The organism is Demequina sp. NBRC 110057, assembly GCF_002090175.1.
Lineage (GTDB): Bacteria > Actinomycetota > Actinomycetes > Actinomycetales > Demequinaceae > Demequina.
Genome location: NZ_BBRN01000004.1, coordinates 491,317 through 505,369, shown reverse-complemented (window position 1 = coordinate 505,369; position 14,053 = coordinate 491,317). Strand labels below are relative to the sequence as shown.

General features: G+C 66.3%; 13 protein-coding genes. All 13 read right to left on the bottom strand.

The genetic code is table 11. The annotated features are described in order from the left end of the window. Position 1: 1 nt before the first annotated feature. The 13 genes from aroB to B7K26_RS07240 all read right to left on the bottom strand — a co-directional run bounded on the left by aroB (position 2) and on the right by B7K26_RS07240 (position 13,997). On the bottom strand, positions 2 to 1,123 hold the full coding sequence (gene aroB / locus B7K26_RS07300) for a 3-dehydroquinate synthase (protein WP_084078247.1): 1,122 nt from the start codon (positions 1,121 to 1,123) through the stop codon (positions 2 to 4). Continuing rightward, positions 1,120 to 1,641: a shikimate kinase gene (locus tag B7K26_RS07295; protein ID WP_084078246.1), complete on the bottom strand. Its 522-nt coding sequence runs from the start codon at positions 1,639 to 1,641 to the stop codon at positions 1,120 to 1,122. The genes aroB and B7K26_RS07295 overlap by 4 nt, the downstream gene beginning before the upstream one ends. Then, positions 1,641 to 2,825 (bottom strand): chorismate synthase, encoded by a 1,185-nt coding sequence (aroC, locus tag B7K26_RS07290; RefSeq protein ID WP_084078245.1) that lies wholly within the window; start codon positions 2,823 to 2,825, stop codon positions 1,641 to 1,643. Before aroC ends, B7K26_RS07295 begins: the two co-directional genes overlap by 1 nt. 79 nt (positions 2,826 to 2,904) lie before the next feature. Further along, complete coding sequence (locus B7K26_RS07285) at positions 2,905 to 3,765, bottom strand: hypothetical protein (protein WP_084078244.1); 861 nt, start codon at positions 3,763 to 3,765, stop codon at positions 2,905 to 2,907. Further along, positions 3,765 to 4,424 (bottom strand): hypothetical protein, encoded by a 660-nt coding sequence (locus B7K26_RS07280; protein ID WP_084078243.1) that lies wholly within the window; start codon positions 4,422 to 4,424, stop codon positions 3,765 to 3,767. The genes B7K26_RS07285 and B7K26_RS07280 overlap by 1 nt, the downstream gene beginning before the upstream one ends. 95 nt (positions 4,425 to 4,519) lie before the next feature. After that, positions 4,520 to 5,566 carry a type IV pilus assembly protein PilM gene (pilM, locus tag B7K26_RS07275; protein ID WP_234998764.1) on the bottom strand — a complete coding sequence of 349 codons (1,047 nt, stop codon included), beginning with the start codon at positions 5,564 to 5,566 and terminating at the stop codon, positions 4,520 to 4,522. An 82-nt stretch (positions 5,567 to 5,648) separates the two neighbouring features. After that, a complete protein-coding gene (locus B7K26_RS07270) occupies positions 5,649 to 6,437 on the bottom strand; it encodes an A24 family peptidase (protein ID WP_084078241.1) in 789 nt (262 codons plus the stop codon). After that, positions 6,438 to 7,994 (bottom strand): hypothetical protein, encoded by a 1,557-nt coding sequence (locus tag B7K26_RS07265; RefSeq protein ID WP_084078240.1) that lies wholly within the window; start codon positions 7,992 to 7,994, stop codon positions 6,438 to 6,440. It abuts the gene before it with no gap. Between the two features lie 8 nt (positions 7,995 to 8,002). Then, entirely contained in the window at positions 8,003 to 8,674 is a 672-nt protein-coding gene (locus tag B7K26_RS07260) for a type II secretion system protein J (RefSeq protein ID WP_084078239.1), read from the bottom strand. After that, positions 8,664 to 10,538 carry a prepilin-type N-terminal cleavage/methylation domain-containing protein gene (locus tag B7K26_RS07255; RefSeq protein ID WP_084078238.1) on the bottom strand — a complete coding sequence of 625 codons (1,875 nt, stop codon included), beginning with the start codon at positions 10,536 to 10,538 and terminating at the stop codon, positions 8,664 to 8,666. The genes B7K26_RS07260 and B7K26_RS07255 overlap by 11 nt, the downstream gene beginning before the upstream one ends. Before the next feature lie 97 nt (positions 10,539 to 10,635). Next, complete coding sequence (locus B7K26_RS07250) at positions 10,636 to 11,112, bottom strand: type II secretion system protein (RefSeq protein WP_084078237.1); 477 nt, start codon at positions 11,110 to 11,112, stop codon at positions 10,636 to 10,638. Between the two features lie 99 nt (positions 11,113 to 11,211). Beyond that, positions 11,212 to 12,438 (bottom strand): type II secretion system F family protein, encoded by a 1,227-nt coding sequence (locus tag B7K26_RS07245; protein WP_084078236.1) that lies wholly within the window; start codon positions 12,436 to 12,438, stop codon positions 11,212 to 11,214. Beyond that, positions 12,438 to 13,997, bottom strand: a complete 1,560-nt coding sequence (locus B7K26_RS07240) for a type IV pilus twitching motility protein PilT (RefSeq protein WP_304441438.1) — start codon at positions 13,995 to 13,997, stop codon at positions 12,438 to 12,440. The genes B7K26_RS07245 and B7K26_RS07240 overlap by 1 nt, the downstream gene beginning before the upstream one ends. Positions 13,998 to 14,053: the final 56 nt, after the last annotated feature.

The window sequence follows — 14,053 nt, the reverse complement described above, 5'->3', positions numbered from 1 at the left end:
GTCAGCCTAGCGAGATGGCGCCGCCCACCGCCGGAGCCGAGGACACCGCGTCGTAGGCGCCCAGCAGCAGCGACGGGTCGGGTCCTTCAAGACGCACCGGGTTACCGATGCCCTGCAGCACGACGAAACGCAGCAGGTCTCCGCGCGTCTTCTTGTCGCGCCGCATCGCCGTCGACAACGCATCCCAGCGGTCGCCCGGATACGTGGTGGGAAGACCAAGCGATCCAAGAATCGTCCGATGCCGCTCCACCGATGCCTCGTCCAGGCGCCCCGCAAGGTGGGCAAGCTCGGCGGCGAACACCATGCCCACCGAGACGGCGGCACCGTGACGCCACTGATAGCGCTCGGTGTATTCGATGGCATGCCCGAACGTATGACCGTAGTTGAGAATCTCGCGCTGGAAGGACTCCTTCAGGTCGGCGGCAACCACCGTCGCCTTGACCTGGACCTTGCGTGCAATGAGCTCCTCGAGAACCTCGAGCGTCGCGGCGTCCAGCGTGTCCCCGGTAAGGCCGGCGGCGTTCTCCTCCACCAGGTCGAGGATGACGGCATCGGCGATGAATCCGCCCTTGACGACCTCGGCGAGCCCGGCGACACGGTCGAACGCGGGAAGTGTGGCCAGGGTGTCGAGGTCGCACCAGACGCTCAGCGGCTCGTGGAAGGCACCGACCAGGTTCTTGCCCTCGGCCGTGTTGATCCCGGTCTTGCCCCCCACGGCGGCGTCGACCATCGCGAGTACGGTGGTGGGCATCTGGATTACCCCAACGCCGCGAAGCCAGGTGGCGGCCACGAAGCCGGCGAGGTCGGTCACCGCTCCCCCGCCCAGCCCGATGACGATGTCGCTCCTGGTGAAGTCCGACTTGCCGAGCACCTGCCACAGGAACGCCGCAACCTCGGCTGTCTTGCCGCTCTCGGCATCGGGCACCTCGGCGAGCACCGCGGTGCGGCCGGTGGCCTCGATGCGGGCGCGCAGGATGTCTGCCATGGCACGCAAGGGCGCGGCGTGAACCACGAGAACCCGCGAGGCGCCCTCGGGAATGGAGAGTACGGCAGGCTCGATAAGTCCCGAGCCGATGGTCACGTCGTACGGGCTCGCCGTGGCCACGGTAATGGTGCGGCTCATGCGCCCTCTCCCTGTTCGATCACGGCGGCCACCTGGCGCGGCGTGAGGTCGTCCGTGAGCACCGTCTGGGTCGCGAGGGCCTCGTAGACCGGGCGGCGTGCCTCCATCAGAGTGAGCCACTGCTGACGCGGATTGCCCAGAAGCAGGGGACGCGACTTGTTGAGGCCCACGCGCGGCGATGCCGCCTTCAACGAGACATCGAGAAACACCACGCGCGTGCCCCCGTCGACCGCCGCGCGCAGCTTCTGCTGGGTGGCCTCCCGCAGGATCGCTCCTCCGCCGAGGGACAGCACGCCGTCGTGGTGAGCGAGGGCATCGGCCACGGCGGCCTGCTCAAGGTCCCTGAAGGTCTCCTCCCCGTCCGAGAGGAAGATGTCGGCGATGGACTTGCCTGCCGTGGCGGCGACGTCCTCGTCGGTATCGCGCCACGCGAGGCCTGTGGCCGTCGCCAGGGCACGGCCCACGGAGGACTTGCCGGACCCCGGGGGGCCGATGAGGACGATGCGGGGAGCCGCCATTAGCGCAGGTGGTCCGGGATGGCCGCCTCGTAGGCCGCGATGTTGCGCTTGACCTCGGCGACCGAGTCGCCACCGAACTTCTCGAGGAGCGCGTCCGCGAGCGTCAGAGCCACCATCGCCTGGGCGACCACGGCCGCGGGGGCTACGGCGCAGACGTCCGAACGCTGGTGGATGGCCTTCGCGGCCTCCCCCGTCGCGGTGTCGATGGTGTCGAGCGCGCGCGGCACGGTGCTGATCGGCTTCATGGCGGCGGATACACGGAGCGGTTCGCCGTTGGTCATGCCGCCCTCGAGTCCACCCGCGCGGTTGGTGCGGCGGGTGACATTGCCGTCCTGGTACTCGATCTCGTCGTGCGCCTGCGAGCCACGACGGGCGGCCGTCCGGAAGCCGTCTCCGACCTCGACACCCTTGATCGCCTGAATGCCCATGAGGGCGCCGGCGAGACGAGCGTCCAGGCGACGGTCTCCGTGCACGTGGCTGCCAAGCCCCACGGGGAGCCCGTAGGCGACGACCTCGACGACGCCGCCGAGGGTGTCGCCATCCTTCTGGCACTCGTCGATCTCCGCGATCATCGCCGCGGAGGTCTCGGTGTGGAAGCAGCGAATGGGGTCGGCGTCCAGCGCCTCGGTGGCGTCAGCCGGCGGCAGCGGCGCGTCATCCGGGATGCGCACGGGGCCCACCTGAGTGGTGTGCGACACCAGGCGCACGCCGGCGGCCTGCTCGAGGAACGCCTCGGCGACGGCGCCGAGGGCGACGCGTGCGGCCGTCTCACGTGCCGACGCGCGCTCAAGGACGGGGCGGGCGTCGTCGAAGCCGTACTTGGTCATGCCCACCAGGTCGGCGTGGCCCGGACGCGGGCGCGTGAGCGCCGCGGCACGTGCGCCGGTGAGCTCCGCAGGATCCACGGGGTCCGCGCTCATCACGGTCTCCCACTTGGGCCACTCGGTATTGCCCACCTGGATGGCGACGGGGCCGCCCTGGCTGACGCCGTGACGCACCCCACCGAGCACGGTGACCTGGTCCTGCTCAAAATTCATGCGGGCGCCGCGTCCATAGCCGAGTCGGCGGCGCGCGAGGGCCGCCTGGATCTCGGAGGAGGTCACCTCGACGCCTGCGGGCAGGCCGTCAAGGGTGCCGACGAGGGCGGGACCGTGGGATTCGCCTGCGGTAAGCCATCTGAGCATGGGTCACATTCTGGCAGACGAAAGGCCGGGTCCCGACGCGTGTCGGAACCCGGCCTTTGCGGTCTCACATGGCGGACGTCTAGTCCCCCGAAGAGCTGCTGTCCTCGGTCCCGGGAAGCGGCGCGAACGGGTTTGTCGCAGTGCTTCCGGAGTAGACGGGAGGCTCACCCTCTTCGTCCATCGTGACCGAGCGGTCGTCACTCCACAGCGAGAATACGAGCCCCGTAACCTGAACGGTCCAGTCGTCGGTGGTCAGAGCGGGCCTTCCCGGCTGCTCCTCATTCTCGCCTGCGGTCGTGATGGTCAGCCCGCTGACCGTGAAGAAGCGGTCCAGCTGCGAGCTCATGTCATTGAGCACCGCGAGAAGTTCCGCGGGGCTGCCCTCCGACGTGAAGGCCACAGGGATGCCATAGAGCCCTTGGAACGGAGCCACGGCCGCCGTATCCGCGGACGCATCCCCGCCAGCATCAGATGCCTCCGTGCTCGCCGACGGCGAGGGGGTCGGAGTCGGTGACGCTTCCGCGCCATCCTCTGCCGCTTCCTCTTCCGTCTCCAAGGTCGGCAGGTCGGAGCCGTCCGAGGCGAGAGGGTCGATCACCGTCGCCTGCCCCACGGTCAGGTCGACGAGAGGAACGCCTGCATCCTCCAGCTGCGTACGCACGAGGCGAGTGAGATCCGACTCCTCCGGCGTAGCGGGAAGGTCCAGCGCCACCCGCGCAATGTCCTCGCGCCAGGTGGGGACTTCCTTCTCGAGCGCCTGCATCTGGGCGATCTTGATTTCGAGCAGATCGTTTTGATCCGCCGCGTACTGAGCGTCCTCGCGCGCGGTGCTTGCCTTGTCGATCTCCGGCGAGATCAGGAACACGTACGCAAGACCTGCGATGGCGATGGCGACCACCACGGAAAGAAGGAGGACAAGACCCGTCTGCTGATTCTTCATCAGTTCGCCTCCTCTGCTTCGGCCGAAGGCTCGGCGCTTGGCGCAGCATCGCCGCCCTCGATGGAATCTAGGAGCTCCTGGGGAACCTCGGTCTGCTCGGTCACCGTGCGCCCAGAGAGCGCGTTGAAGGTGATGCGAGTCGTACCGGAGAACTCCCAGTACTCCGTACCGGAACCCTCATTGCCCGCAATGGCCTGCGAGTCCACGCGCGTGGTCGAGAATCCGGGCAAGGCGTCGATGGCATCCATCCACTCGGCCGTGGAGATCGGATCCAGCGACCGTCCGGTGAAGGACAGCGAGCCCATGTCGATCGTGCCGAAATCGGTGCCGTCGGTACCGAGGCCGCCGTACGGCGTTGCCTGCGAGATTTGCACGTCGGTCCACTGGACGTCGTCGGGGAAGGCGCCGAAGAGCACCTCCAGCTGCGCGGCCCAGTCGATGTCCGTCGAACCCGCCCAGGCACGCGCCATGATCGAGTTCTCGTACACGTCGGCCAGGTCGTTGATGTAGTTGTACTCGGCGAGCTGCGTGTTCAACTCGGTGGTGCGCTGCTGCTCGGCGGCGAGGTCGTCCTCGGCCTGCGTGCGCGCGGAGTAGGCGATGAACCATGCGGCGACAATCAGCAGGACGAAGACCACCAGGCTGATGAGGATGATCACGCGCGCACGTCCTGCGCTTCGCCGTGCCTCTACCTCGGGCGGAAGAAGGTTGACCTGCGGCAGGGCAGGCGCATTCACTGATGCGGGGACCGGGTTCATCGTGCCTCTCCAAAAGCCAGGCCGACGGCGATAGCGGCGCGGACCTCATGGCCAGCAACGAGGTCCTTCTTGACCTTCTTACCCATCGTCACCTTGGAGAACGCATTGCCGAAGCTCACGGGCAGGCGGCTCGCAGATGCCAGGTACTGTCCGAGGCCGCTCAGCATCGCTCCCCCGCCGGTGATGACCACGTGCTCGATGGGCGCGCCGGGGTTGTTCGACGAGTAGAACACGAACGTATTGCGGATCGACTCGACGAGTGAACGCGTGGTCTGCCCGAGCGCTTCTTGAGCCGGGGCATAGTCAGCACTCACGTTGGCGCCGAGCCCCATCGAGTGTTTGATGTCGTCGGCCTCTTGCGCGCCCGTGTGCATGGCGCTGGCGATCGCGTCGCTCATGTCTTGTCCTCCCGAGGGGAGAATGCGGACCATGCGGGGCGCGCCCTGATTGGCGATGACCACCGTCGTGATGCGCGCGCCGATGTCGACGAACGCCGTGATCTTCTGCGCGGCCTCACCCACGTTCTGGCTCCGCAGGAGTGCGAACGCGTTGAGGTCCACCATCTTGGGGCGAAGCCCCGCGTTTTCCACGGCGAGGAGGTTCTGCGCCACGATCGATTTGGGCGCGGCGACCATGATGCCGCGCAACATCGATGCCGTCTCTCCCGGAACCTCCGAGGTCGGGAAGAAGTCGAGAAGCGCCTCGCTCGTCGACATCGGGAGGAGTTCCTGGACCTGGAACGGCAAGGACGTACGAAGCTGGTTCATCGGCATGGACGGCAGGTCGAGCTCGCGGACCACGACGTTGGCGGCACCGACGCCCATCACCACGTCCTTCGACGTGCAACCCGCCTGCTGGTAGGCCTGCTTGAGCGCGGCGCCCACAATCGACACGTCCACGACTTCACCGGCTTGGACCGCCCCGCGCGGCAATGGCGCGTGGCCGAAGGCCACCAGTTGACCGGAATCGCCGGCCTTGCTCGAGACCTCAACTTCGGCGACGCGCACATGCGTCGCGCCGATGTCGACGCCCAATCTTGTCACTGCCACAGTGCTCCCTCCAGCGGATGCTCGTCTGTCCTATCGGCGCGTCGCGGCGCCGACTCAAGCGTGAGTACTCGGGTGGTCACGTCCACGACGACACCCATTCGATGTATCCGGTCGCGAGAGGCGTACCGGCCAAGGCTCCGATCCAGAAGGCCAGAATCATCCACGGTCCGTAAGGCATGCGGACCCCAGCCACCTTGCGCGTCCTCGCGATCACCACAACCGAGGCCACCGCACCAAGGATGGGCCCAAGGATCGCGCCCACGGCAAGGGCGTCCCAACCGAGGTAGCCGAGCACCCATCCCAACGCCACGGCAAGCTTCACGTCTCCGAACCCCAGCCCGCGCGGGTACGCGAACCACAGGACAAAATAGGCGCCCGCGAGAATGGCCGCGCCGATCAGGCCACGCACCGCGTCGTCCCAGGTTCCGTCCACCACACTCGCGACGACGAGCACGATGCCGGGGACCGCCGCGCTCGGCCACACCAATGCGTCGGGAAGACGCATGTGCTGGAAGTCGATAGCCGCCAGCGCGGTCAGCGTCACGGCGAGGAACACGAGAGCAGCGGAGGTGAATGACACGCCCCAGACCATCCCGATCAGGACGAAGAGGCCCGCGACGACGAGTTCGACGGCGGGATAGCGTCCGGAGATGGGCGCGCGACAGTGCCGGCACCGGCGACGGAGCCACAGCCAGGAGAACACCGGAACGTTGTCGTACCACGCGATGTCATGGCCGCAGCGAGGGCATCGGCTCGACCCCGTCGCCCAGTTCTCCCCGGAGGGGATGCGGGCGATGAGGACGTTGGTAAACGACCCGCAGAGCAGTCCGACAAGGCCCCACGCCGCGAGAATCAGGCCCTCCACCTAGCCGGTCACCTCACGCTTGTAGAGCAGCTCGACCACAAAGCCGTTCTGGGTCTGCGCGGCGGACACGAGCGAGACACCTGGCACTCCGACATTGGTGTACGTAAAGAGCACGGGGGACGCCATGTACACGGTCCCGCCGTAGATCTGGCCGTTGATCTGACTCGCCGACTTAAACGTGACGGTCTTGGGGGAATACCAGAAGGTCTCGATGCCGTCCAGCACGGTCATCTGCGGCGACGACTCGATGGTTCCCGGCACGTGGCCTCCGCCGGACTGCGGGGAGATGATCCACAGTTTGTGGTCGTCGCCGTCACCGGACTTGATGGTGATGGTGCCCGTCGAGGAGAAGTTGGTGACGAACAGCGCTGTGTCTGCGTAGAGCTCGACCGTGAGGTCGTTGTTCAGGAGCGTCGTCGAGCAGTCGCGCAGGTCATACACGGAGTTCACGGTCGAGAACTTCAGCGGCCGCCCCTCGGAGATCCACCCCTGGTACTGGCAGCTCGCGAGAGGTCCCGAGCGCCACGTCTGATCGGCCGAGATATTCCACTGGCTCTTCAGCTCCGCAAGGAGGTCCTCCTCCTGCTTTTCCACGAAGCCCAACGACTGCCAGTCCGAGAAGTCATAGTCAATGTAGGGAATGCCTACCGGCTCGATGTCCGTGATATTCGCCGCGCCGACGTCGTAGCTCTGGGTACCGCCCGAGGTGACGGGGTGGCCGGACCAACCGCTGCTCGAGCCGTTCTGGAGCGAGCCACCCGCCGTGATGCTTCCCCCGACGTTGAAGGGGCCGGTGTTGCGGACCCCTCCGCTGCGAATCGTGGCGTCGCCGCCGACGTTAATGAAGCCGGCGGTACCGCCCGACACGTAGACCTCGTTCTCGACCCACAGGTCACCGGTGATCGCACACTTGCCGCCGGAGGCCGTAATCGAGTACCCGCCGTCGGGGATGATCAGCGAACCAGTGATGGTCGACGGGTAGTTGCAGGTCCACGATCCCTGGTCGATCCACACGTCGGCGTTCTGCCCGGCGATCTCGGGACTCAGTTGCAGGCCCGTCGACGTGGTGAGGTTCGAGGTCGAGTAGATCGCCGCGTTGTCCGACACGCTCACGCGCGGAGTAAGGCCAAGGCTCACCTGGACGGTGCGCTCGGGATCGAGTCCCACGGAGTCGACCTCGCCCGTCGACGTCGCGGACACGACTGCACGGTTGGGTGAATCGGAGAACGTGCCGTCGGAACACGACACGGCGGTCGAATCGACGTAGTAGTCGAGGTCAATCTCGACATTCGCCTTCTGGGTTCCGGAGCCGTAGGTGAAGGGGCCGATGGCACACGGGGACGCGATCTCCAGCTGCGCCATCGTGGCGTCGATGGCGGCCTCGGCTGCGTGGACCTCGGCGGTGCGCAAGCGATCGCGTCCGGAGTCGTTCACCGCGACGATGGTCTGGGTGATCACCACGGCCGCGACGGCGATTCCCACCAGTGCCACGCCCATGGCCGCCACCAGCGCGACACCGTCGTCACCGCGCGCGGCGCGAATTCTCTGAGTCCACATGATTCACCTCACGGGGCCGGAATGGCCGAGCAGTAGTCGGGAGAGTAGCCGAAGACGGTGTTGCGTCCGGTCACGACAGATGTCACGGAAGCAGGCTTCGCGTCCTCGTTGGCGGAGGGGTCGCTGAGTCGAAGGGTGATGCGCACGTTCTGGGCGCGGGTGCCGGTGGGGAGCCTCGGGTCCGTCCAGAAGGGCGGCCAGGACTCCTCGACATTCGCATCGACCGGCGAAACTGAGGGGCGCACCACGTTGCTCGCCACGACGGACCAGGTCGTGGCGGTCGTGGGGTCGCCGGCGTCCCACTCCCGGTACTCGAGGTCGCCGAAGCGTGCTGACGCAGAGGGGAAGGCGACCCTCCACTGCACGCACTTGTCTTCGCCGTTCTCCTGGGTAAAGACCCGCAGCGAGTAGTTCTGTGCGACGCCCGACTCGGTGAGCCCGTCGCTCGCCGGGTCGATGATGACGTTGCCGCTGCGAATCTGGCGGTCGATCTGCGAGATACCGAGTCGCGCCTGCTCGACGGCCCGGGTGCGACCCAGGTTGTCTTCTGCCTGATGCATCATCGTGATCATCAGCGAGAAGATCATCACCATCAACCCGGAGAAGATCGCCATCGCGATGAGCAGCTCGGTCAGCGTGTACCCGGCCTCGGCGTCGCGGCCCGGTCGCCTAGCCGGCATTCTCGGGCTCCTTGTACGACGCGCTCGCGGTGATGCCGTTGACGGTGGTCGACAGGCTGAGCACGTAGGGATCGCCTGCGGTGGGCGTCACGAGGTACTGCATCGAGACGACGATGCCCCCAGAACCGGCACTCACGGCGCAGGCCTCCTCGCTGCACAGCGGGTCCGCTCCCTCGGCCTTGACCCGCTGTGCGCTGACCGTCACCTCGCCGCTTGCGGTCACCGTACCGGCCGACGATGTCCACGTCACGGGCGCCACGGACCACGTACCCGACGTCGTGGCTGTCACGGCCTGCGTCACGTATCCCGACTCAGTCCAGTAGCGCAGCGTCGCGCTCCTGGCGATCGTGGGCGCGGCGGCCGCCTGGCTGGTCCCACGCTGCACCATCACAAGATCGGAGTAGTCGGCGATCTCCACCAGGCCCGACGCCGCGGCACCGTCATCCCAGGGCGCCTTGCCTGCCACGACGGATGCGATCGAACGAGAGGCACCGGCAGACGTGCAGCCCGCGCCGCTCAGGACCTGGCACCCCGTGTTCGCATTCCCAGCGAGACCCTCGACGAAACGAGACGACCAGGCGGTCTCCTTGGACACGCCCGAGTCGAAGCGCACCTCGCCAAGCGTCATCGTCCCGCCAGCCGATGAGAGATCGACATACGACGAGCGAGCCGAGGACCGATCGATCGCGGAAGCGGAACACGGCTGTGACGCGGGTACCTGTGAAGCGCCCACACCAATCGAGCAGGCGCGCAGCGTGGAGGCACGCAGCGCACCATCGCGGGTGTCGTCGGCGCGCGCGTTCAGTGTCCAGCCACCGGTGCCCGTGACCGATGTCAAGGCATAGTCACCGTGGGTAGAGACGTCACTCGGGTCGGCCGGCGCCGCGCCCGCAGTCACGGTGTCGTTGGAGGCACGCAACGACGTTGCCCCGAAGCCCGTGGTCCAACCACGCTCGGAGGGCTCCGTCGCCGCGACGTCGTCGTCGTGGATGACGCCGCCGTTCTGCGCATAGCCGTCGACCGTCGCGAACTGCTGGCCCGCGGCGCGGGCGGAGGCGGTCGCGGTCGACGCCTGTAGTGAGAAGTAGGAGGCTCCCGGGACCAGCGGGAGGCTGACTCCGCCCGAAGGGTCCTCCTCGGTGGCGGGAACCTCGGAGGCGGTCGCCGCAAACATCACGCTGCCCGAAGAGGACTGCGAGTAAAAGAGCGCCTGGCAAGAGGCCAGGAACGGCGCGTTGTTGAGGTCGCCGCAGCCGCCAGAAGGCGCATATGCCGTCGAATACAACGTCGTCGTCTCGGTATCGCCGTCGTCCAGGGAACCCCACGTCACGACCACCACAATGCCGACCGCCGCGCCGCTCGAATCCTCGGGCGCCTCGGTGACATAGGTGCGCATCTCGAACTCGGTCCCCCGGCCCTCGGTGTCCTCGTTCACGAGTTTGTTGGACCCGGACGCTGTGTACAGGGGCGGCCACGGAGACGAGAGGTCCTGAGAGCCGTTGGTGCCATTACTACCCGCCTGGGCCACGACTAGGGTGCGCGCGGCGACGTCATCATCCGGATCGACGTCGAACGTGGTGCCGGCACTCACGTAAGGATCACCGCCTGCGGCGGAGACGAAGTTGTACGCCATTCCCTTGCTCAACACGTTCCACGGCAGCGCACGCATCTGCTCCATGGCACCGTTGGCGAGCGAGGTGGCCTGCTGACGCGCGTTGGAATTGGCGTTCGTGACCAGTGCCGAGGTCTGCACGCCGAGGATGGCGAGGAGGACGACCGCAATGACGAACATCGCCACAATCAGCTCAACGAGCGTGAAGCCTTCGTCACGCGCACTCAGCAGACTCCGACGACTTCGATTCATGTCGTGATGCACCCAATCCAATTTCAGCTGAGGTGGGGGCCAGGACGTGCCTAGCCCCCACCACAAGCAAAACTATCTACGTTACGCAGATAAGGACTTAGTCGTCGTCACCGCCACCAGCAGGCGCCGCTGCGCAAGGTCCATCCTGAAGACCGCCCTCAGCGGAGTAGCTGTAGCCACCGCCGCCATCCGTCGCGGCCACATCACCCTCGTCGTTGAACACCCACACGCACCAGTCGGTGGCCGTGGCACCCGAGTACCCGCCGAGCTCGGTGTTGTCAGAACGGTTGCTCACCATTTCGTCGTTGATCGTGTAGGTGGGCTCCTCCTCGGTGCCACCCTCTTCGACCGTGGGCGCCGCCGAACCGTCCACCCAATAGGTCGCGATCTCCTTACCCAGGGTCGACACGTCGGCCTTGGCCGCCGAGTCCTCAGCCTTCGCACGCTGCGAGAGGAAGATCGGGATGGCGATCGCGGCAAGGATTCCGATGATGATCATGACGACGAGGAGCTCGATCAGGGTGAAGCCCTGCTCCTTGTCCTCTGCGAGACGCTTCTGAACGCGAGCGATCATGTCGCTCTCCTTTACTGTTCGTTTTCTTATCTATGGGTAAGAACTCCCGAGGGAGTTCCTTCACCGTCCCCCTCAGCAAGGCGGGCACGGGGAAGTCTGTTATTGGATGAGCTCAAACACTCCGAAGATCGGCATGTACAGAGCGATCACCATGAATCCGACAATGCCGCCGAGGACGGCGATCATCAGGGGCTCGATGAGCGAGGTCAGCTGTTCGGTGGTGGCCTCGACCTCGTCGTCATAAAAATCTGCGATCTTGTCGAGCATGTTGTCGAGCGCGCCCGTATCCTCACCAACCGCCATCATCTGCACCACCATGGGCGGGAACACCTCGTGCTGCGCGAGCGGCTTGGCGAGCGAGTTGCCGGTACGCACCGACTCCCGCACATCCTTCGACGCTTTCTCGATGACGATGTTTCCCGAGGTCTGCCCCACGATGTCCAGTGACTGAAGAATCGGCACACCTGCGCGCAGCATGGCGCCAAGGTTGCGGGTAAAGCGTGCCACGGCAATCTTCTGCACGAGAGGACCAAAGACCGGGGCCTTGAGGTACATCGGCTCGACCTTCTCGCGGAAGCTCACCTTGTTCTTGTTCTTGTTCCACAGGTAGACGGCCACGCCGATGCCGATGATCAGCGGGACGATGCCGATCTTCAGTACGTCGGACATCACGACCAGGATCTTGGTCAGGAACGGCAGCTCGCCGCCAAGCGAGTCGAACATGCCGGCGAACACGGGGACGATGAAGAGCAGCATGCCGATGACGGCGAGGATCGCGATGATGAACACCACGACGGGGTAGGTCATCGCGGACTTCACCTTGCCGCGCAGCTTCACGTCGGCCTCGAAGTTTTGTGCCACCGACTCCAGCACGGTGTCGAGGAATCCGCCGACCTCACCGGCGCGCACCATGTTCACCATGAGCGGCGGGAAGGTCTCGTGCTTGCTCATCGCCGTCGAGAGCGACACACCGGCCTCGACGTCGGCACGCACCGACTGGATCACCTTGGCCAGCGCGGGGTTTTCCGTCTGCTCACCCAGGATGGTGAGGGCACGCAGCAGCGACAGTCCGGCGCCGATCATCGTGGCCAGCTGGCGCGACATGATGGCGATGTCCTTGAGCTTGATCCTGTCGCTCAGGCCAGGGATCTTGATCTCGGCGTTCAGCCCGCCGGTCTTCGCCTCGGTGATGGACACGGGCGCCAGGCCCATGTCCTTCAGGCGGCTCGCGACCGCTGCCTCACTCGGCGCCTCGATGGAACCCTTCTGGATCTTGCCGTGGGTGTCGCGGACGGCGTAATCGTACTTCTTTGCCTCGGTCGCCATCACTGCACCTGTCCAGGCATCTGGCGCCCACACAGGCGGTTGAAGTCCTCGTAGTGGTGGCACGCCTCGGCGCCCGCCTCATACGAGATCCTGCCGGCCTTCACGAGTTCCGCAAGGTGCTGGTCCATCGTGTGCATGCCCTGACGCGAGCCTGCCTGCAGCATCGAGTAGATCTGGTGCGTCTTTCCCTCACGAATCAGGTTGCGGATGGCGGGCGTCGCCACCATGACCTCGGTCGCGACCGCGCGGCCGGGGCCGTCGTTGCGCTTGATGAGGTTCTGACACACCACACCCTGGAGCGCCGAGCCCAGCTGCGTCTGCACCTGCGCCTGCTGCTCTGGCGGGAACACATCGATGATGCGCGAGATCGTCTGCGCCGTGTCCTGCGTGTGCAGCGTTCCGAAGACAAGGTGACCGGTCTCGGCCGCCGTGAGCGCCACCTGGATGGTCTCCAGGTCACGCATCTCGCCGATGAGGATCACGTCGGGGTCCTGGCGTAGCACGTGCTTCAACGCGTTGGCGAACGACTTGGTGTCGGTGCCGACCTCGCGCTGGTTGATCAGCGAGGTCTTGTGGCGGTGGAGGAACTCGATGGGGTCCTCGACCGTCATGATGTGGTCGGCACGGTTGCGGTTGATGAGGTCGATCAGCGACGCAAGCGTGGTCGACTTGCCCGAACCAGTCGGGCCGGTGACGAGCACGAGCCCACGGGGCATGCCTGCGAAGTTCGCCACCGTGGCGGGAACACCGAGCGCCTCGAGCGGCTTGATCTCGTAAGGAATGACACGGAACGCGGCGCCGATCGCGTTGCGCTGGCGGTAAATGTTGACGCGGAAGCGGGCCTCACCGATCAGCGAGTACGAGAAGTCGAGCTCGAGGTGCTCATCGAACGTCTCGCGCTGCTTCTGCGTAATGATGCTGAAGATCGCCTTCTGGATGCCGTCCGGGACAAGCTTCTCCGTGCCCTCGATGGCCTTGAGCCCACCGTCGACGCGGATCATCGGCGGCGAACCGGCGCTGAGGTGAAGGTCCGATGCTCCCGCGGCGAGCATCGCGCGCAGCGCCGCGGCGAGGTCGAGGTCACCGTCGGACTTCTCGTTCGACATGCCAAGGCGGCGAGGCGCCACTCCCCCGGTGACCGCATTCGCGCTGGGGCTAACAGCGGCGGGCCGGGAGGCGGAGGGCACCTGCGGCGGCTGGGCCGCCGGTCGTGCGCTCGGTGCGGCTCCCGGGGCGACAGCACCGGGTACCTGACCAGGAGCGCCCTGAGCGGGAGCCTGGCCAAACGCGCCGGTGGACTGGCGCTGCGGAATCGCACCCGTCGTGGGGCGCTGCGGAACCTGCCCGGTCACGGGCGACGGCTGCGAGAACTGCTGGGACGGCACACGCGGTGCCTGCGGCGCGAACTGCTGGGTGGGTACGCCAGCAGCCGCCGGCACACCGCCGACGTTCAGACCTGCCGCAGCCGCCTCATCAGCGAAGGCGCGCTGCGCAGGCGTCGCATCTGGCCTGGGCTCCGGCATGAAAGCCGCAGCACCAGGCGTGAAGTCCTCAGCCATCGTTTCCCCTCATACGTCACCCGGAGGTGACAGCCGCAATACTAGGACCGCGGTCA